Source organism: Pantoea sp. Lij88, assembly GCF_030062155.1.
In the GTDB taxonomy this organism is placed as follows: Bacteria; Pseudomonadota; Gammaproteobacteria; order Enterobacterales; family Enterobacteriaceae; genus Pantoea.
In genome coordinates this window covers 3413675-3438299 of record NZ_CP118269.1, presented here as the reverse complement: position 1 = coordinate 3438299, position 24625 = coordinate 3413675, and the positions used below count along the sequence as shown (strand labels likewise).

The 24625-nt window shown below is 56.4% G+C and carries 24 protein-coding genes; 10 read left to right on the top strand and 14 right to left on the bottom strand.

Annotated features, from left to right (window positions below; translation table 11 throughout):
* Positions 1-63: 63 nt before the first annotated feature.
* Positions 64-732 carry a YecA/YgfB family protein gene (locus PU624_RS19965; protein WP_283546353.1) on the bottom strand — a complete coding sequence of 223 codons (669 nt, stop codon included), beginning with the start codon at positions 730-732 and terminating at the stop codon, positions 64-66.
* A 241-nt stretch (positions 733-973) separates the two neighbouring features.
* Here PU624_RS19965 and PU624_RS19960 point away from each other — a divergent pair, with 241 nt between their 5' ends.
* On the top strand, positions 974-2227 hold the full coding sequence (locus PU624_RS19960; RefSeq protein ID WP_283546352.1) for a serine hydrolase domain-containing protein: 1254 nt from the start codon (positions 974-976) through the stop codon (positions 2225-2227).
* Between the two features lie 132 nt (positions 2228-2359).
* Positions 2360-2875 carry an RcnB family protein gene (locus PU624_RS19955; protein WP_283546351.1) on the top strand — a complete coding sequence of 172 codons (516 nt, stop codon included), beginning with the start codon at positions 2360-2362 and terminating at the stop codon, positions 2873-2875.
* A gap of 45 nt (positions 2876-2920) precedes the next feature.
* Here the strand turns inward: PU624_RS19955 and PU624_RS19950 are convergent, their stop codons facing one another.
* The 4 genes from PU624_RS19950 to PU624_RS19935 form a co-directional block, all read right to left on the bottom strand.
* Positions 2921-4033 (bottom strand): NAD(P)/FAD-dependent oxidoreductase, encoded by a 1113-nt coding sequence (locus PU624_RS19950; RefSeq protein WP_283546350.1) that lies wholly within the window; start codon positions 4031-4033, stop codon positions 2921-2923.
* A 19-nt stretch (positions 4034-4052) separates the two neighbouring features.
* A complete protein-coding gene (locus PU624_RS19945) occupies positions 4053-4814 on the bottom strand; it encodes an amino acid ABC transporter ATP-binding protein (protein ID WP_283546349.1) in 762 nt (253 codons plus the stop codon).
* Positions 4807-5613, bottom strand: a complete 807-nt coding sequence (locus PU624_RS19940; protein ID WP_283546348.1) for an amino acid ABC transporter permease — start codon at positions 5611-5613, stop codon at positions 4807-4809. Before PU624_RS19940 ends, PU624_RS19945 begins: the two co-directional genes overlap by 8 nt.
* 61 nt (positions 5614-5674) lie before the next feature.
* Entirely contained in the window at positions 5675-6487 is an 813-nt protein-coding gene (locus PU624_RS19935; RefSeq protein ID WP_283546347.1) for an ABC transporter substrate-binding protein, read from the bottom strand.
* A gap of 193 nt (positions 6488-6680) precedes the next feature.
* On the opposite strand from PU624_RS19935, the gene PU624_RS19930 reads away from it, so the two are divergent.
* On the top strand, positions 6681-7766 hold the full coding sequence (locus PU624_RS19930) for a LacI family DNA-binding transcriptional regulator (protein ID WP_283546346.1): 1086 nt from the start codon (positions 6681-6683) through the stop codon (positions 7764-7766).
* 5 nt (positions 7767-7771) lie between these two features.
* On the opposite strand, the gene pdxR is transcribed toward PU624_RS19930, so the two are convergent.
* The gene (pdxR, locus tag PU624_RS19925; RefSeq protein ID WP_283546345.1) at positions 7772-9220 is read right to left on the bottom strand and encodes a MocR-like pyridoxine biosynthesis transcription factor PdxR; all 1449 of its coding nucleotides are present in this window, start codon (positions 9218-9220) and stop codon (positions 7772-7774) included.
* A 100-nt stretch (positions 9221-9320) separates the two neighbouring features.
* Here pdxR and PU624_RS19920 point away from each other — a divergent pair, with 100 nt between their 5' ends.
* Positions 9321-10034: a GNAT family N-acetyltransferase gene (locus PU624_RS19920; RefSeq protein WP_283546344.1), complete on the top strand. Its 714-nt coding sequence runs from the start codon at positions 9321-9323 to the stop codon at positions 10032-10034.
* A gap of 13 nt (positions 10035-10047) precedes the next feature.
* Here the strand turns inward: PU624_RS19920 and PU624_RS19915 are convergent, their stop codons facing one another.
* The 3 genes from PU624_RS19915 to PU624_RS19905 all read right to left on the bottom strand — a co-directional run bounded on the left by PU624_RS19915 (position 10048) and on the right by PU624_RS19905 (position 13628).
* Positions 10048-10512, bottom strand: a complete 465-nt coding sequence (locus tag PU624_RS19915) for a hypothetical protein (protein ID WP_283546343.1) — start codon at positions 10510-10512, stop codon at positions 10048-10050.
* Between the two features lie 213 nt (positions 10513-10725).
* Positions 10726-13017 carry a phosphatidylglycerol--membrane-oligosaccharide glycerophosphotransferase gene (opgB, locus tag PU624_RS19910; protein ID WP_283546342.1) on the bottom strand — a complete coding sequence of 764 codons (2292 nt, stop codon included), beginning with the start codon at positions 13015-13017 and terminating at the stop codon, positions 10726-10728.
* Positions 13018-13238: 221 nt separating this feature from the next.
* Positions 13239-13628, bottom strand: a complete 390-nt coding sequence (locus PU624_RS19905) for a tautomerase family protein (RefSeq protein WP_283546341.1) — start codon at positions 13626-13628, stop codon at positions 13239-13241.
* Between the two features lie 102 nt (positions 13629-13730).
* Here PU624_RS19905 and PU624_RS19900 point away from each other — a divergent pair, with 102 nt between their 5' ends.
* On the top strand, positions 13731-14648 hold the full coding sequence (locus PU624_RS19900; protein ID WP_283548037.1) for a LysR family transcriptional regulator: 918 nt from the start codon (positions 13731-13733) through the stop codon (positions 14646-14648).
* On the opposite strand, the gene PU624_RS19895 is transcribed toward PU624_RS19900, so the two are convergent.
* Positions 14625-15638, bottom strand: coding sequence for a glycosyltransferase family 32 protein (locus tag PU624_RS19895; protein WP_283546340.1), 1014 nt, complete (start codon positions 15636-15638; stop codon positions 14625-14627). The two genes, PU624_RS19900 and PU624_RS19895, sit on opposite strands and share 24 nt — an antisense overlap.
* Before the next feature lie 504 nt (positions 15639-16142).
* Between PU624_RS19895 and PU624_RS19890 the strand changes: the two genes are divergently transcribed.
* Positions 16143-17108 carry a beta-propeller fold lactonase family protein gene (locus tag PU624_RS19890; protein ID WP_283546339.1) on the top strand — a complete coding sequence of 322 codons (966 nt, stop codon included), beginning with the start codon at positions 16143-16145 and terminating at the stop codon, positions 17106-17108.
* On the opposite strand, the gene PU624_RS19885 is transcribed toward PU624_RS19890, so the two are convergent.
* On the bottom strand, positions 17090-17644 hold the full coding sequence (locus tag PU624_RS19885; RefSeq protein ID WP_283546338.1) for a histidine phosphatase family protein: 555 nt from the start codon (positions 17642-17644) through the stop codon (positions 17090-17092). The genes PU624_RS19890 and PU624_RS19885 overlap by 19 nt on opposite strands.
* A 583-nt stretch (positions 17645-18227) precedes the next feature.
* Here PU624_RS19885 and PU624_RS19880 point away from each other — a divergent pair.
* From PU624_RS19880 to PU624_RS19870, 3 genes are all read left to right on the top strand, one after another.
* Positions 18228-19616 (top strand): MFS transporter, encoded by a 1389-nt coding sequence (locus PU624_RS19880; protein WP_283546337.1) that lies wholly within the window; start codon positions 18228-18230, stop codon positions 19614-19616.
* A gap of 83 nt (positions 19617-19699) precedes the next feature.
* Positions 19700-20722 (top strand): LacI family DNA-binding transcriptional regulator, encoded by a 1023-nt coding sequence (locus PU624_RS19875; protein ID WP_283546336.1) that lies wholly within the window; start codon positions 19700-19702, stop codon positions 20720-20722.
* A gap of 11 nt (positions 20723-20733) precedes the next feature.
* The gene (locus tag PU624_RS19870; protein ID WP_283546335.1) at positions 20734-21720 is read left to right on the top strand and encodes a nucleoside hydrolase; all 987 of its coding nucleotides are present in this window, start codon (positions 20734-20736) and stop codon (positions 21718-21720) included.
* A gap of 80 nt (positions 21721-21800) precedes the next feature.
* On the opposite strand, the gene PU624_RS19865 is transcribed toward PU624_RS19870, so the two are convergent.
* The 3 genes from PU624_RS19865 to PU624_RS19855 form a co-directional block, all read right to left on the bottom strand.
* The gene (locus tag PU624_RS19865) at positions 21801-22265 is read right to left on the bottom strand and encodes a YbaK/EbsC family protein (RefSeq protein WP_283548036.1); all 465 of its coding nucleotides are present in this window, start codon (positions 22263-22265) and stop codon (positions 21801-21803) included.
* Positions 22266-22359: 94 nt separating this feature from the next.
* On the bottom strand, positions 22360-23154 hold the full coding sequence (fhuF, locus tag PU624_RS19860) for a siderophore-iron reductase FhuF (RefSeq protein WP_283546334.1): 795 nt from the start codon (positions 23152-23154) through the stop codon (positions 22360-22362).
* 184 nt (positions 23155-23338) lie between these two features.
* Positions 23339-24436 (bottom strand): GGDEF domain-containing protein, encoded by a 1098-nt coding sequence (locus PU624_RS19855; protein WP_283546333.1) that lies wholly within the window; start codon positions 24434-24436, stop codon positions 23339-23341.
* An 11-nt stretch (positions 24437-24447) separates the two neighbouring features.
* Here PU624_RS19855 and PU624_RS19850 point away from each other — a divergent pair, with 11 nt between their 5' ends.
* Entirely contained in the window at positions 24448-24621 is a 174-nt protein-coding gene (locus PU624_RS19850) for a hypothetical protein (RefSeq protein ID WP_283546332.1), read from the top strand.
* Positions 24622-24625 lie beyond the last annotated feature (4 nt).

The window sequence follows — 24625 nt, the reverse complement described above, 5'->3', positions numbered from 1 at the left end:
ATCTGTTGGGATCAAACATGCCGGGCGTAACATCCACCCGGCAAATGGCGGCTGAGCATCAGATCAATGCAGACAGCACTGCTTATATTTCTTGCCGCTGCCGCACGGGCAGGGATCGTTGCGACCAGGCAGTTTCTCTGCCGAGACAGGCTTCTGTGGCACAGGAATCGCTTCCGGCTGGGAGATCCAGTGATCGTGCAGCGCCAGCGCAGCAGGGCGGATCGCCTCAATACTGGCTTCCATCTCGTCCGGCGTCATGGTGTCAATCTTTTCGAGGTTCTCTTCCACGCCGTGCAGGGCGATAGCATCCAGCGCAGGCTGCAGATCCGCAGGCAGGGCAGACCAGTCGGTCAGCGCGACACCGCGCATGTAACCGAAGCACCACTCTTCCACCACGGTAAATTCCAGACCTTCCATCTCGCGGATGCCAAACAGCGGTTCGAACTGCTCCGGGAATTCAGATAAGCGGTCAGCCACATCATTCATATGCTGGAAGCAGAGCGACATAAAGCGCGTCATTTCACGTTCGTTGCTCCATTTTGGAATCTGCTTCTCGCCACCCCACAGGGCAACCAGCCACTGGCTGGGTTCAACGGTGACAGGGCCGGAGAGGACAGCAGTCAGCAGGCCATCCAGCTCGGAGACATCAATAATCGACGCTTCGCTGCCATATTTTTCCAGCATATCTTCCAGCCATTGCAGCTCTTTTTCGGACAGTGGGCCTTCTTTCATGCGGTTGCCTCCCGGGCATTTCAAAATTTCAGCGCGGCGTTGAGCCGTAAAACCGCAGCAGTGTACACCCTTGTGGGCCGCAACACAGCTAACCATCTTCGGGCAACACGCCGTGGTTAAACCGCGTTTAACACCACTTTGACCCCGTTGTACAAGCGATAGCCTGCAGCACTTTATGGTACATTTTTGCGCTATATTGAGCCTGCTGCGTGTTAAATAAAATTAACCTGATGATTATTAAATGAAAAATGGATTTTCCGGCAGCCGGGCTGTTGCGCTATTCCTCAGACTGATGACCCAGGTTGGTCAGTGGAGCGGCAGATTCATGACGCGCATCCTGCCAGCCGTGATCTTTCTGCTGACGGGCTGCGGTACCCTGTCGCAAACTTCCGCGCCGGTCGGCGATCGCGTTTATCTGACGCACGCCACCTTTCACGAAAATGTCGATGACATAGTGCAGCATTACATGCAGCAGAAGCAGGTGCCTGGCATCAGTATCGCGGTCATTCATCGCGGCGGCCCGACCCGTTATTACCCTTTCGGCGTTACGGATCGGGTGCATCGCTATCCGATCACGCCCGATACCCTGTTTGCGCTGGGCTCGCTGAGTAAAGGCGTGACGGCAGAAGTGATTATCCAGCTGGTAGAACAGGGCAGGCTGCACTGGAGCGATACCCTGGCGGATCTGCTGCCCGCGGACGTTCACCTTAGCGCCGACGCACGGCGCATCACGCTGCTGCAACTTGTGACGCATACCTCAGGTCTGCCGCGTCAGGATATGGATTTGCCGATGCTGCTGCAGTTCGTTCGTTATCTGGACACGGGCGAGAACTTCTATGGCAATCTCGACAGCGACAAGCTGCTGAGTTATCTGGCGGATTTCTCAGTACCCGCGGTACGCATGCCACACTACTCAAACCTCGGCTATGCGCTGCTCGGTTTTATCGTGCGCACCCGTTTTCATCAGGACATTCAGACACTCGCGTCACAGCTGATCTTTACGCCGTTAAAGATGAATCAGAGCAGTTTTGAGCCGGAAACGCTGCCGGGTTATCCGCTGCGTGCCCTCGGCCATGCCGGCGATCAGCCGAAATTCATCCGCCGTGGTACGCTGACGCCAGACTGGCATTTTCATGGCAACATGGTGGCCGCGGCCAGTCTTTACAGTAATGCGCGCGATCTGAGTGCTTATCTGCGTGCGCACCTCAATACCACCGGTGATACGGCGCGGGATCGGGCTTTTGCGGCGGTGAACCGGCCCTGGTATCAGCAAGGCGCGCAGGCGCAGAATATCGCCTGGGTTACCGACACCATCGAAGGGCAGCAGATCACCTATCAGGTGGGTTATATTGGCGGCTACGCCAGTTTTATCGGCTACGATAAACGTCACGGCAATGCGATTGTGGTGCTGCAGAACGGCTTTAACTGGAGCAACTATTTAGGCATTGCGTTGTTGGTCGATCTGGCAACTCAGGATAAAGTGGTCGCACAGTGATCCGTTACCTGAGCTGTGTGCAGTAAAGTGAATAGCGCTGTTTTTCCTTACACATAGCGTCAGCACACCGGAACTGAAGTGCGATAAAAATTGTCTTTAGCCTGACTGTCAAAATTCAACGTGGAAATCATTATGCGCAGGACTCAACGTGTTCTTTTATCAATGGGATTACTGGTTGGCTCGCTGAGCCTGATCCCCGGTGTACAGGCCGCTGGCGAAGCAACGGATACCGTTCCGCCACCGCCGCAGATTCAGCCCGCGACTCCTGGTGCCCAGCCCGCTACGCCTGATACGGGCAGCGTTCAGCCGGATGCCGGTGCCGCGCAAAACCAGCCACAGACCAGCTCACAATCTAATGATGGCATTACGCCGACGACGCCGACTTCTCCGGCACCGTCTAATGGCTCGCGCCCTAATTACGAACTCAGCACCATCATCATCGACTACAAAGAGTACAAAATCGGTGACATCGTGCCAGAGAAATACACCGATAAAACCTACACCATCACTGAGTGGCAAAAGCGTAATCTGCCCGCTCCGCAGGCAGATACCCACTGGGCTTATATCAACGCCAACTACATCCTGATTACCAATGACACCGGCAAAATTGTCATGGGTAAATCGGGCGATATCTTCTTCCGTGGCTGATTCCGTGGATAAATAAAAAAGCCGGTCGTGATGACCGGCTTTTTTTTAGCTGAAACGCTCCGCACCAAAGCTTGCCAGCATCGGATGCTTCTCGCCGCTTACGATCTCATCCGCCAGTAATTCCCCGACAATCAGCGCCAGCGTTGCACCCGAATGTGTGAACGCCACATAACAGCCCGGCACCTTCTGCAGCTGGCCCAGCACCGGATCGCCATCACCGGGAATCGGCTTCAGGCCAATTTTCCAGCTCTCGACGCTGAGCGACTCGTTGCCACGCAACAGGCGGCTTGCTTCCTCAGCCAGCTTTGCCACGACCTGCTTATCAATCTGATAATCGCCTCCGGCCAGCTGCCGGATATCCTCTTCGTACCAGTCATGATCCAGGGCGTAACGGTTGCCAGGGTTGGGCCGGATAGCGGCGCGGGGCGTGTTCAGCACCGCTTTGAGTTCATGTCTGCTCGGCTCCGTGATCACCAGCATGGAGACGGGCGATCCGTTGGGGATCGTCACGCCCAGTGGCGCAACCACATCCGGTGTCCAGGGGCCGCAGGCGACCACCACCACATCGGCCCGCAGTTCACCCAGCTCACTGCGGATGCCGCAGGCCCGGCCATCCTCGGTGATCACACTGGCTTTACCGGCGTGTTCTATCACTTCACCCCCGTGCGCCCGGAACTGATTCACCAGATAATCGGTCAGCTGTGGCAGGCTGACCCAGCCTTCACCGGCATTAAATATCGCCTGTGACGGCAGCGCATCGGGATCGATCGTCGCATCTGCCAGTGCCACGTTATCCGCGGTCATGAGCTGCGAGTCGTAACCATGTGCTTTTTCATAGGCATGCCGCGCCTGCGTTCCGGCCTCATCGTCGCTGAACCAGCAGACTCCGCCATCAAAACGCAGCCAGTCGAGGTCAGGATGCTGAGCAAACAGGGTGCGATAGCGATCGATGCCCGCCATGCGCAGTGCGTGATAGGGCCGGGAGCGTTCACCCGCAGAGTTAAGCCACGACAGCGAACGTCCCGATGCGCCGGAGCAGAGCGCGCCTTCGGTCACCAGCGTGACCGCCGCACCCCGTCTGGTCAGCTCCAGCGCCGTCGAGACACCGATGACGCCACCACCCAGTACCACGACTTTCATTTCATTTTTTACTGCCATTATCAGGTTCCTTACTCAGTTACAGCACTTCAGAGAGAAAACGTTGCAGTCGCGGTGACTGCGGTGCATCAAAAATGGCGCCTGGTGGCCCGACTTCAACAATCTCGCCTTCGTCCATAAACACCACCTGATCCGCCACTTTGCGCGCAAAGCCCATTTCATGTGTCACCACCACCATTGTCATGCCGCGACGACAGAGATCCGCCATCAGCGTCAGGACACCTTTCACCAGTTCGGGATCGAGCGCAGAGGTCGCCTCATCAAACAGCATGACTTCGGGATCCATCGCCAGCGCACGGGCGATCGCGACCCGTTGCTGCTGGCCACCGGAGAGATCGCGTGGCCGGTGGTCCGCGCGCTGTCCCAGACCGACCTCTTCCAGCCGCTTACGCGCAATTGCCATCGCCTGTGCCTTAGGCAGGCCTTTGACCCGCCACGGGGCGAGTGCCACATTCTCCAGCGCGCTGTGATCGGGGAAGAGATTGAAGTGCTGAAACACCATGCCAATCCGCAGCCGCAGCGCATCAGGTTTGTCGTGCAGCACGGATCGGTCAGCCAGTAAAACATCCCCGGATTGCGGTTCATGCAGGCGGTTAATACCGCGCAGCAGCGTCGATTTACCCGAGCCGGATGGCCCGATGATGCAGGTAGTGCTGCCAGGCGCGACCCGCAGCGAGACCTTAAGCAGCACTTCAATCGGGCCATAGGCCAGCGTCAGATCGCGCAGCTCCAGGCTGGCACCGTGCCAGGTCGCGGCAGGGTTGCTGTTCAGGTTATTCATGGTTGCCTCCGATGCGGGGATGTGTGACCAGTGCGACGCTGGGCTGCCTGACTTCATCCACCTCTTTTAAGCCGCTTTGCGGAGCCGTCAGGCGACGGCGACCGGTGCGATAGCGCACATCGACATAGTTGACCATGTGCGTCAGCGGCACAGTGATGATCAGATAGAACAGTCCGGCCAGCATCAGGGGAGACAGGTTACCGGTGAGCACCGCCGCATCCTGACCCACACGGAACAGTTCCCGCTGCTGGGTCATCAGGCCCAGCAGGTAGACCAGCGAGGAGTCTTTGATGATGGCGATGAACTGGTTAACGATGGCGGGCAGCACACGGCGGATCCCCTGCGGGATCACCACCAGTCGCATCGCCCGGCCATAACTCATTCCCAGCGCGCGGCAGGCTTCCATCTGGCCGCGTTCCACACTCTGAATCCCCGCGCGGAAAATCTCGCCCATATAAGCGCTGGCGATCAGGCTAAGGGCAAAGATCCCCAGCGGGTAGGGCGTCGGACCGAACAGCTGATAGCTGAAACGCGCCAGGCCCTGACCAATCAGAAGGATGGTCAGAATCGAAGGCAGACCGCGAAACAGATCGGTATAGAGCCGGGCAGGCAGCCGAATCCAGCGTGAGGGCGAGATGCCCATCAGCGCCAGCAGAAGGCCAAACAGCGTGCCGAGCAGCGTTGCCGCCAGCGAGATAATGACCGTATTGACCAGCCCGGTGGTCAGCATCTGCGGCAGCACTTCCATCATGGATGGAAAATCAAAGAAGGTGCGGGAAAGAATCGTGAGCAAGTCCATCGCCGTCTCCATTCAGGGCGGGGTTTCCCCCGGTTAACTCAGGACGCGAACGTCCGCGTCTTTACTGGCCGCCAGGCAGATACTGTTTGGGCATTGGCGATCCGGGGAACCACTTCTCATAAAGTCGTTTCCAGGTGCCATCCTGCATGGCGGCTTTGATGGCCTTGTCCAGCGCAGCCTTGAAGGCGGGTTTGCCTTTAGCAATGGCAATGCCAGCCGGTGCCTCAAACGAAGGGATGTCGGCGGCAGAGACCAGCTTGAAGCGTTCGGCGTAGCTTTTGGCCGCCTCGTAGTCGAGGAAGATGGCGTCGAGCGTGCCGTTGTTCAGCGCGGAGACAGCGCTGTTGTTATCCGGGAAGCGAACCAGATCGGTCTGGGGGAAATGTTCGACGGCATAGCTCTCCTGCAGCGTGCCCTGGACAACGCCAAGCCGGCGTTTTGCCAGGCTGGCGACATCCTTCACGCCACTGTCAGAGCGGGTGAGAACGGTGAGAAATCCCGCCAGATAGCCGGTCGAAAAGTCGACCGTCTTTTCCCGCGCCGGGGTGATGCCGATAGCCGCCACTGCCGCGTCATACTGACCGTTGGCCACGGCTGGCATGATGGCCGAGAAGTCCTGACCAATAAAATCGACCTTATCGATCCCGATACGGTGGGCGACATCTCTGAAGAATTCGACGTCGAAACCGGTGAACTGGCCGCTGGCATCCGTGAAGGTGTAGGGTTTGGAGTCGCCGACGCTGGCGACGCGTAGCTGACCCGGTTCGATCAGCCCATAAGGATTATTATCGCTGGCAGCCAGCGTACAGAACGAAAGTGAACAGAGTGCGAGCGTGGTGCCGAGCAGTTTGCCCAGGGTGGTTTGCGATTTCATAGCTCATCCGTTTTTGCAGGTTTAAACATCAGAGACTGTTGAGCCAGCGATTATAATTGAGACCGGTCTCAACACAGGTGGCACCTTAAGACGTGGGCATTGTGAGACCGGTCTCAAGGAGTTACAATGAGTTTAAGCACAGCCTTTTTTCGGCGTCAATATTCCTGTCATCAACCTGTGATTCAAAATAATTATGACGAGTCAGAAACGACAATCGAAAGCGCCTACCGTGGCAGATGTGGCACGTGCAGCAAAAGTCTCCAAAGCTCAGGCGGCGCGCGCGCTGGGAGGCTATGGGGCGGTGAGTGATGAGGTGCAGGAGCGGGTCAATAGCGCGGCCGCCGCGCTGGGCTATCGTCTGAACGCCCTGGCCCGCAGCATGAACACCGGACGCTCCAATACCATTGGGGTGATTGTCGGCGATATCGAAAACCCCCATTTTGGCCTGGCGCTGCGCGGCATGGCGGATGTGGCGCGCTCGGCCGGTTACCATCTGCTGCTCAGTAATAGCGATGAAAAACTACAGGCTGAGCAGGATGCGGTGCGCGTGATGCTGGAAAAGCGGGTCGACGGTATTATCGTTGCGCCCTGTTGTTCAGAGTTCCATCTCAATAGTCACCTGACTCAGGTGCTGGAAGAGAGCAGAGCGCTGAAATTATTTGATCGCGCAGTGACTGACCTTGATGTGGAGGCGATCTGCTGCGAATTTACTGACGTTGCTGCAGAAGCGACTTCACGGTTACTGGAGGCAGGCCATCACCAGATTGCCTATATCACCAGCATGGCACTGGCAACCGACTACAGCACGCCAGGCGATTTTGGCCTGACGCCGGTCGCCCAGCGCGTTGGCGGCATGATGCAGGCTTTTGCCGCCGCGGGTGTGGAATTTGATCCGGCGCTGGTGAAAGTGAACGCGCTGGATGAAGCGGAGATTGCCCGTATCGTGGCTGAGCTGTGGCAGCGTCCGCAGCCGCCCACGGCGCTGGTGGCCTCTGACAGCGTGGTCGCGATGTGGCTGCTGCGCGAAGTGACGCAGCGCGGACTGCGAATCCCTGACGATCTCTCATTTGTGATGTATGACAATTTTCCGTGGAGTGAGATTGTCACGCCGCCGCTGACGGTGGTGGCGCAACCGGTGTATGAGATGGGGCGTGAAGCGGCACGACGCCTGATTGCGGAAATACGCGGCGAAGCCGTCGGACCGATGCCGCGCTTTGATGCCCGTCTGATGATCCGCCAGTCGATAGCTGCACCGGCCAGCCTCATCAGCGCGGAATGATTGAGTTATCCGGGCCAGCCGAGCAGGCGACTTAGCTGGCGCGTCGCTGCGGTCATTTGCGTGTCGCTGCAGTTGCCATAGCCAATAACCAGGCCCTGCTGTACCGGTTCGCTCAGATAGAAGGTCGAGAGGGCCGTGGGCGCGTAGCCCGCCTGAAGCAGTGTGCGGGTGATAGCGACGTCGTCCCGATCAAGATCGAGCGGCAGCACCAGATGCATACCGCTGTCACCGCCCAGCAACGGAATCGCCTCACCCGCAGCGCGCTGCAGTTCAGTTCGCAGCAATGCCTGTCTCTGACGATAGAGACGACGCATTTTGCCCAGATGGCGGCGATAATCCCCATTGAGAATAAAACGAGCCAACGCCTGTTGCTCCAGCCGGTTTCCGCCGCGCAGGATCTGATGCAGTGCCGGTCGCAGACGGCTGACCAGCGGCGCGGGCAGCACCATAAAACCGATACGCAGCGCAGGGAACAGCGTCTTGCTGAATGAGCCGAGATAGATAACCGGGGCATTCTCGGTCATGCCCTGCATCGCCATAATGGGCTCGCCGTGGTAATGGAAGTCGCCATCATAATCATCTTCAATAATCCAGGCCTGGTGCTGCTGTGCAGCGGCAATCAGCGCCAGACGCCGGGCCGCACTCATGACGACGCCAGTGGGATACTGATGGGTAGGTGTCGTATAAATCAGACGGGGCGGAGTCTGTTTCCAGTGTCCCGGCTCCGGGGCCATTCCCTGTTCATCGGTGCGGACCGGGACAACGTTAAGCTCCCCGGCCTGCAGAGCCGATTTGGCATTGCGATAACCCGGCTCCTCAATCCAGCCATGATCGCCCGGATTACTCAGCAGGGCGACACACAGCGTTAACGCCTGCTGCACACCTTCAGTAATCACAATCTGTCCGGGGTCACAACGTACACCGCGCGTGATACGCAACTGTTGCGCCAGTACGGCCCGCAATTCTGCTTCGCCAAAGGGATCGCCATAGCCGAGTAGCTGCGGTGGCGGGTGACTCATTACCTGACTCAGCGCCCGGCGCCATGCTGCCATCGGGAAATGGTTCAGGGCGGGTATGCCAGGTCGCAGCGGCAATGAGCCGGTGTCGATCCACTGGCTTCGGTGAAAGGGCTCAATCCGTTTTGCCAGCGGCCAGCTGGCTAGCGTGTCGTCATCCGCCTGCCCGGCAGGCAAAGCCAGTGAGCTGACGCGGCTACCCTGTCGATCGCTCATCAGATAGCCCTCAGCCTGCAGCTGGGTCCAGACGTTAAGTACGGTGTTCCGCGACACCTGCAGCTCAACTGCCAGCTGCCGTGTCGCCGGTAACATCGCACCAGCGGCAAGCTGACCTTGCAAAATGCCCTGCTTTATCCGCTGATAGAGTTGCTGCTGCAGCGTCGTCCCGGCGGCGGGTATCAATGGTGCCAGCAGCAAAGGGGGGATCTCTGGCTTCATCGTCGGCTCCCGTGGATCTATCATTTTCCATGATTGTGGTACTTTTTAACCCACCATGATAGTGGCAATCTGCGGATATCATCTGCAGCCGGGAGGCGATATGTCACAACACCTGAATCAATTCGGTCAGCCGGTCGGTCACTCTTTACCCGACTGGCAACCCCGTCCATTACCGCAGCATCAGATTTTCACCGGGCAGGCGTGCCGGCTGGAGCCCTACAGCGTGGCACGGCATAGCGATGCCCTGTTTGAAGCGTGGTCGCTGGCTGAGGATGGGCGTGACTGGACCTATATGTTTATGGGGCCGTTTGATGACCGGCAGGCGTTTCAGGATTATGCAAAGCAGCTGGAGGCCAGCCGCGACCCGCTGCACTTCGCCGTGATCGATCTGGCTACGGAGCAGGCGGCAGGCAGCCTGTCGTTAATGCGCATCCAGCCTGAACACGGCGTGATGGAGGTCGGGCATGTCACGTTTTCACCCCGGCTGAAGCAGACCCGTATGGCGACGGAAGCGCATTTTTTGCTGATGCGTTACGCTTTTGAAACGCTGGGTTATCGCCGTTATGAATGGAAATGTGACAGCTGTAATGCCCCTTCCCGAAAGGCGGCGGCCCGTCTCGGTTTCCGTTATGAAGGTGATTTCCGCCAGGCGATTATCTACAAAGGGCGTTCGCGTGATACCAGCTGGTTCTCGATTATCGACAGCGAATGGCCGCTGGTGAAAAAGGGTCTGCAGCGCTGGCTGGCGGAGGATAACTTTACCGCCGACGGTCGGCAGCGCGAGAAGCTGGAGGCGCTGCGCGACAGAGCCTGATCGGGTGATGGGATCACAGTAAAATATCTTTCATGACCGCTGCCAGCAAGGCAGTTGTCATGAGGATAGATAACCGTTTGATCCAGCGCATATCGGTGGTCAGAGTCAAAACGTCACCTCTGAGGCTGTCGACAGCACCAGTCAGTCGGTAATTCATTTCACTGAGCATAACTTCCATCTTATCCACCTTGTTTTCCTGGTGAGTAAACCGGATGGCCAGCTTGTCGATTTTTCTTTCAACATGGCCCAGCCGCTCGTCGATCTGATTAACTTTTGTAATGAGGTGCCCGAGTCGATCGTCTATCTGGTCGACTTTGGTCCTGAGCTGACCGAGTTGCTTCCCGACCTGTGCCCCCGGCTGCCTCTGCTGCATATCGCTAAAGATCTCCACCATCGCCTCCGCTTGTTGATCGTCGATCCCTGCCTGTTGCAGAGCTTTATAGGCTTTGTGGTTACTCATCATTATGCTTGTCATCATGACACCTCCCTGTGTACTTCGGCGATAACGTCATCATGACAGGCAAAAAGCGCATCACCACTCTGTCGATTATATTTTGCGCGCCTTGCCGGAAAATATCATTAGTACAACAGGTAACGTGCAGCAGAGTGGAAGTTGGCTCGCAACATGCAGGGTGGGAGGATGAGTTCCCTCTGCGGTCATCCGCAGAGGTGGGCGGTGAAAAAGCGGGCGTCAGGGCTGTGGCACGATTTTAATTTCAACCATGCCGATGCCCAGTTTGCGCGGATCCTGACCGGTAATATTGCCGGTATTACTCAGCTGCGGCTCAGGGGGGGCAATGACCAGACGATGGCTGGCGCCAGGATTGTCGAAATGCAGGGTATGTGTCGATATCTCTTCACCCAGAGACAGCAGTTGCTGCTGGTCGCCGACCCGGACCGGAATCGCCCGATGTGCGTTAGGGCCATACGCGCGCGCAGTGATCACCAGATCGAATTTCGCGGGCAGCGGATCGACGTAATCGATATGCACCTCTGGCGCGAGATTGGCATTAGACCAGCGCCCCCAGTTCTCTGGCCGTGAGATGCCGCTGAAGCTTTTGACACTCTCCGGCGCGCCAGGCACGTCGAGCCGGAAGCTGTCGGCGCTGTAGCGAATGTTGTTATCTTCAATACGGATCTGCGCCAGGTTCTGCTGGTAACGCGCATCGCTGACGGCGCCGTCCGGTAACTGCACTTTGCCTTTCCATTGCGGTGTGTCGACGTGCGTCACCGACGGCGTACCGCCAAGCTGGCCCGTCGCCACACAGAAATCGCCGGAGAGCGCCAGCGACGGTTGCCAGAGGCGTGCCATTTTGAAACAGCGGTCCACCCAGAGGAATTTATCGGCGGAGGCAAAATCTGCCAGCTGATAGCGCAGCGGGGCTGAATATTCCCCTTCCGGCATCGGCTCCACATGCTTATCACTGATACGGAACAGAATCGGCAGTTTAAAGGTGGTCCCTGAGAAGCTGAATGTATTCTTCGCCTGATCCACCGTGAAGTTGTCTATTTTCTTCGGGAAGTTCCACAGCTGGATGATGTCGGGTTTCCAGCTCGTCACCTTACTCTTCATATCTTCAAACTGGGTGGAGAGTGACAGCGAGGAGAGGCTGCTGCGGCCCAGGCCAATCGCGTTGTCACCGCCGAGAATATCCAGCAGCGTGGCGCCGTTATCCAGCGTGCTGCGCTTCGCCTCCATCAGTTCCGCCTGCGGTTTATCGCCACGGATCACCATGAACAGATTGCGACGGGGCTGTTTGACCAGCCACGGATGTGCCGTGTTATTCATCGCCAGATGATCGGAGCTCACCACAATCACGGTGTTTTTAAACCACGGCGACGCCTTAATGCGTGTAATCAGGCGCGCCACGTGCTCCTGCGAGCAGGCGACCGCACTGAATGACTGATTCGGTTTGCCATCAATACTGTAGCTCCGGCGATCGCAACTCCGCGAGATAAACCCGTCTGGATGATGGGTGTCGACGGTCAGCGTAAACAGCGCAAAAGGTTTACCGGCCTGAGAGAGTTCCTGATACTTCTCAAAAACTTCATCCAGCACCGTATCGTCGTAATAGCCCCAGTTATTGCGGTAAGTGGGATCGGCAACACGGCTTTTCAGCTCCTGCGAACCGTAAAGGTTTTCGGGGTCGAAACCGTGCGATTTCAGGAAGACATCTTTACCGGCAAAACGCAGATCGGCGCCCTGAATAAACCAGTTCTGGTAGCCGGAGTTTTTCAGGATGTCGCCCAGACAGACGTTCTGCGGATAAAAGCTGGAGAGCGACGCCGACGCATTGCCGTCAAACGGAGCAAACAGCGGAATGCCGCACTGTGAAGCGACCATGCCTGCGATGGTGTAATCGGTGCCGGGCAGCTGTTCGGTTTCGCTGAAGTCGATGCTCTGCTCTTTCTGCCGGCTCAGTTCCGGCGCTAAGCCGGGAAAGGCTATGGGATCGAAATAGGTGCGCTCTAAGCTCTCTCCATAGATGTAAACCACGTTGAGGTGCGGTTGCTCTATGCGATTACGCGGCACTTTATAGAAGTTGTCGAAATCAGAATCCGCCAGCTGGGTATGCGACACGATCAGCGTCGCGACCTGGCGAAAGGCCGGGGTGGTCTGCACTGAGCCGAGTGCGCAGGCCGCCGCCAGCAGTGACCAGCCCATATGATGGGGACGCTTACGCCGACGCAGAATCCACGACAGCAGGCAGAACAGCAGAAACAGCACGATGATCAGCCCAATCGCAGGCACCACATATTTACTGACGCCCGCACCGGTCAGGCTATTGGTCAGGGTATAGAGCACCGCATCATTGATGCCGTCACCGGTAAAATAGTTGCTGGCATAGAGGGTGGCGTTCAGCACAACGAAAAGCACCAGCAGGATAAGAACAACAACAAACCAGAATTTGTTACGCCCGGCTTTACAGGAATAAATTGCAATAGCGGCCAGAAACAATGCGACGGACACCAATTCGGACAACGGGAAATCCTCTTTTCAGGGTTGCGCGAGGCGTCACACAACCGGCCATCTTCGGGGGATGGTTTTTCGACAATCTATATTGGCTGTCATCCTGCTGCAACATATCCGGCCTGATTTGTGCAGTGATAAGCAGATTGGTTTATTGTCATTTCTGAAGGGAGGTTATCAGGCGTGACGGTGGCTGGCGCGCACCGTCAGCAGAGCAGAAGTCCGGGCCTTTTTCAGAGTTTGCCGGTGAGATATTGTGCTTCGCCGTCGGCAAAACTCCAGTCACCTTTGTCGTTGGTGATAAAGCTGATCATTAAATCGTTGCCCTGCACACCACAATGCTCCCGCAGCTCCCGCGCCAGCTCCGCCATAAACCGCTGTTTCTGTTCACTGCTGCGGGGACTGGTATAGACCCGCACCATCACCAGATTGTCGCTGCGGGTGAATCCCAGCCCCGTATCCTGAAACACCATCTGGTAACGCTTGTTTTCCTGAACAATCTGGTAGCGATCGCGTTCAGGCACGTTAAAGGCGGTGAGTACGGCACGGTGTGCCGCATCCAGCAGTGTACGCAGCTCTGATTCTGAACGACCCTGGATAACATCAAATTGCAGCAGTGGCATAGCGAATTCCTCACAGTGATTAATGACCCTATGGTGAAGGCTTTATCCGGCGGGAAAAAGCGCGTAGCCTGAAATGATTATTCACTATAGTGAACAATAATGATGAAAGAGATGAAAACGGATGCGCTATGGGATCATCTGCACTGGCTGACCGTACTGGCTGAGCAGGGCAGTTTTACCCGCGCAGCAGAGCGGCTCGACGTCAGCAAGGCAGCGATGAGTCAGAAAATCAAAGAGCTGGAGGAGATGGCGGGCGTGTTGCTGGTCCAGCGCACCACGCGCAGCGTGCGACTGACCTCAGCGGGTGAGAAGCTGGTCGAGGAGTTACGCGAGCCATTTGCCCGTATCGAACAGAGCTTTTTCAGCGTACGCGATACCGCCGGGCCGGTGCGTGGTCTGGTGCGCATTACCGCACCGGTGGCGTTTGCCCGGCAGCAACTGGTGCCGATTATCGGTGAGTTTCTGCGTGACTATCCGCAGGTGCGTCTGCAACTGGACGTGACCGACCGTATCGTATCGCTGAGCAGTGAGGGATTTGATCTGGCGATTCGACACAGTGACACGCTACCGGAAACGCACGTGGCGCTGCCGCTGTGCGACACCCGGACGTTGCTGGTGGCCTCACCTGCCTATCTCAGCATTCAGGGCGTACCGCACACGCCGCAGGATCTGGTGCAGCATAACTGTCTTTACTACCCACGCGGCGTCGAATCTCCGCGCTGGCGATTTGTGACCGCAGCGGATAGTGAACAGGTGCAGGTGCGGATTCAGGGCAGCTTTGCCACTAACAACAGTGAGTCGATACGCGATGCGGCCCTGCAGGGACTGGGGATCGCCATGCTGCCCGATTTCAGCGCCCGTGAGGCGCTGAAATCGGGGTCATTGCAGCAGGTCCTGCCCGAGTGGCAGCCGGTCGAAGCCTTTGCCGCCCGACTGTGGATCGTCCGACCCTGGGCGGCGCAGGTGCCACGCGCGGTCACCATCTTTACGCACTGGCTACGCGCGCGCTTTGACCGCTGATGGCAATGCCAGCGCAGGCGGCGTGGTCTGCATCATCTCGCCAATCAGGCTGCTGCGGTTATACAAACCGAGCCGCAGATTGAAGTCGAGATGCAGCCGCTCGTTGCCGGTTAATTTAATAATCGGAGGCGGCGTCTGTGGTCGCTGATGGAACATTACAGACTGCGCAAAGGCGCTGCTGCTGTCGGCGTGAAGGCGCTGATAATACCAGGCACTGGCTTCGCCTTTGCGCAGATAGAGATTGGCCCGCCGGTATTCGCGCATCGCAACCTGCTGCGCCAGCGACAGAAGCTGACGCGACGGATTATCCATATTCTGCACAATCAGCGAAAAATCATCACGCTTCTTCAGTTCATGGAAATAGTTGCGGATACCGACGTTTTTAACCGGCGCCAGCTGTTTCAGCCATTCGCGAATAAACGGGTTTTGCGGCGGTGCGGCAAGAAACCAGCTCTCTGTAACGGGCGCAAGCAGGTTCATCGTCGATTGCTCGCGGTAATAACCGATGAGATCCATTGACCGCGCTTCGTGAACGCGATGCACCCAGGCGAGATCTTCAAACAGCAGCGTGCTGCAGTCGATGCCAATGCCACCATACCGGTGAATCAGCTCCAGTCGAATGATTTCACTTTTATGTGCCAGCGTCAGATCGGAAGAGATAAAACTGAGTTCCGGCAGCCACTGCGACAGGGTGCGCTGCGTGATCAGATAAACCTGGTGGTCGGGGTTGTCCCGCCGGATTTTACTGATATTCAGCGCCATCGACTTCGGCAGATGATCGTGATGCCAGACCATCCAGACAATTTTTGGAATGTCTGGCAGATCTTTCTGCTGCGCGATTAATACGACATTATCTTCCTGCCCCGGATCATATTCCGGAGCCTGACAGAGACTCTGTTGTTTCTTATTCCATAACATCTGGCTACTGAACGCTATTCTTTTCCAGTTACACCAGATTTTATGCGCTGGACCCTGGCGATGTGAAGTCATGGTACACCTGTTATTTTTATTTTCCCGTCATAGTGCAGGCTCTGCGCGTTCCGCCAGAGGCGGGAACGGCCGGGATTGCATCGTGGCTGCAATCCCGATGAGTGCGGGAATTAATGAATAGTTTTCCCTGGTGGCGACGCAGTGGGTTAGCGCGCGGAAGTTTCCTCACGGCTGTTTAATTGCACTGCACCTTTTTAATAAAACATTATTTACACATTAGCTATGTCTTTTTTCGACTTTAGGATAATACGGAAATAATCCGGTCACGTTATGGAAATAATAATATCGCCACTGTTAATCATTTATTTAAATGCGGCGGAAGGCGTTATTAAGGAATATCTGAATATCAGGCTAAGCCTGTGGGTGAGCGTGCGGCATGGACCCTGGCAGTGGTGAATATTGTGCTTAATATGTGGCGTAAGCCCGGCTCATCAATCCGCGGAATCAGACAGCCTGAAGAGCATTGTCTACGCTTAAGAAGAACTTACTGAGAAAGGAGCGCGCATGCAGAGTGAAGCTTACGGTTTACTGGCGGTCGATAAGCAGGGCAATCGCGTCCTGTTTCTTAATCCGGAAACCTTCGCGGTCGAGCGGGAACTGAACGCGTTTCCACCGCGGCCGCATGAACTTCTGATGCTGGCCCCCTGGGGTAAGGCCTATGTGCCCATTTATGGCGACGGCGTTCATGGTAATAACCCCCATCCGGGGCATAAAGTGGCGGTCATTGATTTACAGCGTCGCGAGATCAGCGGTTTTATCGATCTGTCGCCGCTGCGGGCACCCCACAGTGGACAGCTGGGCCGCGATGGCAAAGTCTATCTCTGCTGTGAGCAGAGTGCCGCCGTGGCGGTGATCGATCCGCAGACCGATAAAGTAGAAAAAATTATCCCGATTCCCTCTCACAACGCGCATCGCCTGACGCTGTCACCCAGCGGTCGTAAGCTGTTCACCGATAACGAAGAGGATGCCACTATCACGGTGGTGGATCTCTGTGAAGCAGAGGGACGGGTGATCGATACCATCCTGCTGCCCGGCCCGATTGCAGGCATCGCTGCCTCACCGAAACATCCTTATCTGGTCGCCAGTGCCGCTGACGCACCGTTGCTCTATCTGATCGATCGCCAGAGCCACCGTATTCGCCAGCGCATCACGTTGCCGGGTCATCAGCAGCCCTGTCAGGTGGTGCGCTTCAGCGCCGATGGAGAACAGCTGGTGGCGATAGGGGATCAGGAACCGCTGGTGACGCTGTTTGACGATCTGCTGAATCCGCTGGGTGATATCAGCGTGGGCAATATGCCGATGGATGGCTGCTTCACACCAGACAGGCAACAGCTACTGATTGCCAATCAGGATGATGGCACGCTGAGTGTGATCGATCTGGCGCAGCGTAAAGTCATCGCCACGCCGCGTGTCGGAACAGGCTGTGAAGTGCTGGGCTATTTTCCGATCGGTCAGATAAACGGACGATGATAGATCGCACTACTCCAGTGGCGGCTGCTGGCGTGCTTCTCCGCCTGCCAGCCGCGCTTACGTAATTCGCGCGCAATCATCTTATTCATGATGCCGTGGCCCAGCAGCAGCACCGTGCCTCGCTGTGAGTGTTCGATTAGCTTCTCTGCCGCCGCCGAGGCGCGGCTGCGCGCATGTTGCAGCGACTCCGCGTCGCCCGCATAACCGCAGAACCATAACAGCCGCAACAGGGCCAGCCAGCACACGGTCGGCAGCTGGACCGCGCCGGTTCGCAGCAGCGGTACGGCGACTTCGCTGAACAGCGCATCAACCTCATGGGGCTGCAGACCAAGCTGGCTCAGGGAGGATTGCGCGCGGGGCAGGGGACTGCAGACAATAAACGTGGCCTGACGGGCAATGTCGATGCTGCGCGGCGGCGGTCCGTCACTGACCTGTGACAGATCGTAGGCTTCACACCAGTCAGCCATTGCCTGCACGCTCTGACGACCCGCCGCCTGGTGGTCAGGTTTACCGTGTCGCATCAGAATAATTTTCATAGCATCTCTGTCCGCCCTTTTTGTCAGGGTAACGCATTGTCCACGCTTACCGCGACTTTTCAGAATAAACAGGATGTGTCATCTGCAGGTAACCGACCTGTGCGACAACAGAACGCGATGAAAGGATCTTTGCTCCTCTTATAACGCTTAATGATTAGCGAAAATGGTAACTTAGCGATGTGGGTGACTTTTTTTTGTGCGACATGATGCTGTTAACTGGCTGAATTTGCGCTAAAAATGTGTGATGACGGAATGTGATAGTGAAGTTTTTCTAACAATTTTCGTCAGAATCTATTGATTTATCTACGCGCGTAGATACACTAGGGCCCCAGTGATTGCTCACGGTGCCCGATGCACAGTAGGCTCCATTGATTGTTAAGTTACATTCGCTCAGTTTAAGCGACCGATGAAAAATACATCGGCGAAATGGGGTGAAGAACAAGATTCCAACACCAGGGAATCCTTTAACCTTTCATCATGGTTAGTCAACTGAACGTCGCCACCGCGGGAGTTCCGCTTTTATCAGGGAATTGACCCATGGACGGGCGTTTACCGATCTGCGTACTCATTCAGGGATAGGGTTATGACGGCACAAAATTCCGTTAAGCAGCAGGCATCACTGTCATCCACTTCAGCCGCCGATGAGCGGTTTAACACCTCTTCAGGCCGCAAAGATTTCTGGCGCGCCACTTTCTCATGCTGGCTCGGAACGGCAATGGAGTACGCGGATTTCGCGCTCTACGGCCTGGCTGCCGGTATCATCTTCGGCGACGTCTTCTTTCCGGAATCCACCCCGGCCATGGCACTGCTCTCCAGCTTTGCTACCTGGTCAGTCGGCTTTGTTGCCCGGCCCATCGGCGCACTCTTTTTCGGCTGGCTCGGCGACCGCAAAGGCCGAAAGGTCGTGATGATCTCCACCATCATTCTGATGGGCGCTTCCACCACGTTTATCGGCTTAATCCCCAGCTATGCCTCTATTGGCGTCTGGGCACCTGCCTGTCTGGTGCTGCTGCGCTTTACGCAGGGTTTCGGCGCGGGTGCGGAGTTATCGGGGGGCACGGTGATGCTGGGCGAATATGCGCCGACAGAGCGTCGCGGACTGGTCTCTTCCGTGATTGCGCTGGGTTCCAACAGCGGCACGCTGCTGGCCTCGCTGGTCTGGCTGCTGGTGGTGCAGATGGATCAGCAGAGCCTGCTGGAGTGGGGCTGGCGTATTCCCTTCCTCAGCAGTGCCCTGATTGCCCTGGTTGCGCTGTGGATTCGCCGTCATCTGCGTGAAACGCCGGTGTTTGAGCGAAAAAAAGCGGAAATGGAAGCGGAGCGTGCCGGCGTGCTGGCTGACCCGGTAGTCGATCAGCGGCCTTTCTTCCAGCGTACCCGCGCCTTCTGGACCATGGTTGGCCTGCGTATCGGCGAAAATGGTCCTTCCTATCTGTCGCAGGGCTTCATTGTCGGTTACGTCGCTAAAGTGCTGATGGTGGATAAGTCCGTACCGACGACCGCCGTGTTCCTTGCCTCGCTGCTGGGTTTTCTGATCATTCCGTTAGCGGGCTGGCTCTCTGACCGTTTTGGTCGCCGGATCGTTTATCGCGTCTTCTGTCTGTTACTGATGTTCTACGCCTGGCCTGCCTTTACGCTGCTGGACACGCGTGAACCGATGCTGGTGATCCCGGTCATCGTGGTGGGTATGGCGCTGGCGTCACTGGGTATTTTTGGGGTGCAGGCGGCATGGGGCGTGGAGATGTTCGGCGTTCACCATCGCTATACCAAAATGGCGGTGGCTAAAGAACTGGGCTCGATTTTGTCCGGCGGCACCGCACCGCTTATTGCCGCTGCTATGCTTTCTTATACCGGTCACTGGTGGCCGATTGCGGTCTATTTCTCGGCAATGGCCGCCATTGGATTCTTTACCACCTTTGTCGCGCCTGAGACACGAGGGCGGAATCTCAATCTGCCTGAAGATGCCATCTAGATTGACCTGAGGATGCCATCTGCCAGGAGAGCGACAAGCAGCAGGCCGTGTAAAGCGGCCTGTTTTTTATGGAGGAACATGATGTGCCTAAGTCGTTAACGGGAAAAGTGACCCGCAGTGAAGTTGCGAAAGCGGCAGGCACCTCAGTGGCAGTCGTCAGTTATGTCATTAATAACGGACCTCGTCCTGTCGCCGATGCAACGCGTCAGCGGGTACTGGAGGCGATTAAAGCGACCGGCTACCGGCCCAATGCCGCAGCCCGCGCGCTGGCGTCCGGTAACACCAAAACCTTTGGACTAGTCGTGCCCAACATCGGCAATCCTTTTGTGGCCTCCATGGCGCACGTGTTATTGCAGGAGTCGATGAATCACGGGCACGTCATGCTGCTGGGTGACGCCGGTGATGACCGCAAGCGCGAACTGGAGTTGATTCAGGGGCTGCTTAACCGACAGGTAGATGGGCTGTTTTATAACAGCGTCGATCGCCATCCTTACATTGATTTGATTAAAGCCAGCGGTACGCCACTGGTCATGCTGGAGCGGGTTGAGCCACAGCCAGGCGTTAACATGCTGCGGGTGAATGAGCGCCAGGCCGCCTGGCAGGTGACGGCGCATCTGCTGAGTCACGGATATCAGCAGGTCGGCATCATCAGCGGCCCGGTCGATATGCTCAACGCACAGGATCGTATTCAGGGCTGGCGGGATGCGATGCAGGATCGCGGCCTGCCGATTGATGAATCGCTGATGTTCCCCGCCAGCTACACCCCACAGGGCGGCTACGAGGCGGCACAGGTTATGATCGCCCGGGGTTGTGTGCCACGCGCGCTGTTTACCAGCAACGAAGGTCAGGCGATTGGCGCGCTTCGCGCCTTTTCTGAGCATCAGATCCGCGTTCCGCAGGATGTGGCGCTGGTCTGTTTTAACGGGACCAATCATTCATCGTTTCATGTCCCGACATTAACCACCGTGCGCCAGCCACTGCGTGAAATGGCCCGCTCTGCGATTCAGATGTTGAAAGAGGGAGAGAGCGAAGCGCAACTGAAGGAGTTTCCACACTATCTTGAAATCGGTGAATCCTGCGGCTGCCAGCCGCAAAGCCAGAGTTAACTTATAACAATATGAAAAGAATCATTATTGACTGCGATCCCGGCAACGGTATCGCGGGTGCCAACACCGATGACGGACTGGCGATTGCGCTGGCCTTAGCTTCACCTGCACTGTCGCTGGAATTAATCACCACCGTGGCGGGTAACACGCCCTGTGAAGTAGGCGCGCGCGTCGCCAAAGATCTGATCGTCCGTCTGGGATTATCTGTTCCGGTTGTGCAGGGTGCGACGCAGGCGCTGCAGGAAGATCCTGCGCCGTGGCGCGAAACGCTGGATAACCGGGTCAATCAGCTGGCCCTGGGTAAACTGTGGCAGGGTGTGCGTCAGCCTGCGGCTATCCCGGCGGATGCCTTTGATGCTGCGGACGCTATCGGCAAACTGATTTGCGACAATCCGGGCGAGATTACCCTGGTGGCGATTGGCCCGCTGACAAATGTGGCGCTGGCGATGCAGCGCTATCCCGCTATGGCAGACTCTGTGGCGGAAATTGTGATTATGGGTGGCGTGTTTACGCTGGATGATTATATCAAGGACACCAATTTTGGCCTGGATCCGGAGGCGGCGCATCAGGTGTTGCACAGCGGTGCTGCCGTGACGCTGGTACCGATGGATGTCACCACCCAGACGCTGCTGACCCAGCAGGATTTAACCCGCCTTACCGCCGTTGATCATCCGCTGGCTGATTTTGTGCGCGAAACGCTGCGTCCGTGGATCGACTATTCGATGGAGACCCGTCAGCTGGCGGGATGCTGGATCCACGATGCGATGGTGGTCGCCTGGCTGCTGAATCAGCGCGTCGCGTCAGGCACCGATTACCGGGTGGATATTGAGCTGCGGCCCGGCGCTACGCGCGGCAAAAGCTGGCGCTATCGTCAGCCGCTTCGTCTCTCTGTCGGGGTGCCTGAGCAGTGCGGGGCATCGGTACATGTGTTGCATCGTGTCGATAACACGGTGCTGTTGTCGATCATCGAAGAGGCATTCAAGCGCCTGAAATCCTGATGCCGCGGGCGAATGACCCGCCCGCCTGGCGACGCCGGATCGGTTTCCGTGATGCGGCGATGGCGATCAACGGCAAAGCATTAAATGGCTTCGCACACGTCGATCCAGCGGGCGTTAGTCAGTTCAGCCATCTGCTTTGGCGAGATGCGGACGGCGCTATGGATAGCGCCCGCGGCGGGTAACACTTCGTCGAAACTGCGCAGTGAGACATCACAATAAACGGTCAGCGGATTCTCCAGACCGAACGGACAGACGCCGCCCACCGGATGGCCGGTCCAGTTAATCACCTCGTCAACACTCAGCATCCGCGCTTTCGCGCCCAGCGCCGCTTTCAGCTTGCGATTGTCCAGCCGGGCATCGCCGCGTGTCACAATCAGCACCACGTCGTTTTTCACTTTCAGTGACAGGGTTTTCGCAATCTCTCCAGGCGTTACGCCATGGGCGCGCGCAGCCATTCCGACCGTTGCAGTGCTTTCTGCCAGTTCAATAATTTCAATTTCAGGGGCGTGTTCGGCAAAGAACTGGCGCACGGACTCCAGACTCATCATTCTCTCCAGGCTGATCGAAGGCGTAAAAATTGCCACAAGCCTCAGTGCCTGTAAACGAGATAAACGGAGAATTCATTGTAATTAAGTCTGTTTAGCTGCCGCTCAGGGTACAGTTGCCGCATTGTTCGACATCCGGGATGCGATAACGCTGGCAACAGCTGCGACGGACCAGTTCGCCGTTACGCGGGATCATGGTGCGGTAGAGGGGGTTTTCGCTGCCATCCAGCAGTCGCTGGTTGAAGAACAGCGCCTGCTCCAGTTGCAGCACCAGCGTCTCATCGATCTGGCTCTTCAGCTCACCGAGGAACCACTGGAACGAGTAGCCCATGTTGTTCCAGATGAGTCGGGCATTAATATCACCATGCTGCGTAATACCCTTCACCACCGGGATCAGATGCTGCTGAATCAGCCGATCAATACGCTGCTGAGGGTTAAGATAGCGGGCTTCTTCATCCTCCTGCACATCAATCCAGAACGTGGCCGGATGACCATTCTCATGAAATCCGACACGAATATGCTCTGGCGAGCAGTCAAGCGCGCGCGACTCCTGCAACAGCGCCATGATCAGCGGTGGCAGCAGCAGGCCAAAATACCATTGCGCCCAGAGTGACAGCACCGGTTTCGCTTCACGCACTGCATCAGGATGATCGCGATAGAGATAATCGCTGTAACGCTGAATAAGCGGGGCAAAAGCCGCTGATTGTGACCAGGCGGCGAGCGTCAGCGTATCACGCGGAGCGGGCTGGCTAAATTTCGTGGAATCAAGCAGATAACTGCGTTGTTGTTGCAGTCGGTCGTGCAGACTTTCCGCCAGTGGACGGTCATTCTGCCGGAAGATCATCGACTGAGCGTTGAAACGCTGTTCCTGAGCTGAAACGGTTGCCATGACGACTCGCGAAAAGTGTAGATAAGAAAGCAAATGATAATCGTTATTGATTAACTCTACAAGTCGCGTAAAAAATCGTCGCTGCTGGCGGGGAAATGGCGGGCGTTAAGATCCGTTTTAAGCGCAGACAGAGCAGCACAGAACCGGGCTTAGCACGGGTTATAATCGACCACGTCAGGCTGAATCAGGCATGTTCGCTGACGGTCTGATGCTGTTTTCGGGGTAAATCTTCCCAGGCGAGAATGGTATTCCGGCCCTGATTTTTAGCCACATACAAGGCGCTGTCGGCATTGGCGACCGCCAGATCAAATTCATTATCGTAGATAGGCGCGATACCGGCGCTGATAGTGACGTGAGTGGACACGGTCTCATTGAAAAGGTGGGGGATTTCTAAATCCAGCACATACTGACGGATCCGCTCGGCCAGTTTCATGGCGATGGAGCCGTTCACATTGGTCATCAGCACCAGAAACTCTTCGCCACCATAGCGGGTGACGACATCGCGCGACCGCACCGCATCACGAATCGCCACAGAGACCCGCGCCAGCGCCTGGTCGCCCATCGCATGCCCATAATTATCGTTGTAGGCCTTGAAGTGATCGATATCCAGCAGCAGCACATAGTGACTGCCAGCGTGGTTTTCCAGAATATTATCGAGCCGGTTCTTCAGGCCACGGCGATTATAAAGGCCGGTCAGCGGGTCGAGCATGCTGAGATCGCTGAAGGTCTCTTTTTCTTCATAAAGCTGATGCATCAGACGCAGGGTAAAGTTGTCGGCACGACGGCGCATCAGATGCTGGAGTGAGAAACCAATCAGCGGCAGGGTAATCGTCAGCAGAATCAGCGGCAGATGCTGTGCATTGTCGAGCATCAACACGGTAAGCACCGGCGGGGCGACATGCAGACAAAAAGCCCCCAGATAATCGCTTAAGGCGATGGCACTGATAAATAACACACTGATCAAACTGATAATAAGAAAGCCGCCGTCAAAATAGAATACCTGATGAAAGCGGTAATTAATGTGCCAGGCCCAGAGCGCGCCCAGTACCAGCGCCACAGGATTTAAAATGGGGAGTTTTACTTTAGGCAAGATTAAATGGGTAATCAACATGACGCCGCTAAACGCCGCCACGCAAATTACCGGCAGGGTGGTATCGCTTGTCTCAGTGCTCATTATTGGCAGAAGATAAAATAGCGAAACCGCGATATTTAAAAACAGAAAAAGCATCACTGAAAGCCGGTATTTACTCTGTTTCAGTTCTTCATATGATTGTAATTTCATTATAAATACTCGTGACGACCCTGAAATACCAAAGCGCAAGCCGGCAAAACCAGGTTATGCCAGACAGTGAGCAAATTATTGCTGGTGCTGTTATTAAAGGTGTTATCGGCCGCAATCTAGCATTTTCCAACTGGTCTGTCATCTTCGTTGCCGGGCGTGACAAAAACAGGCTGCAAGGCATGTAAAACT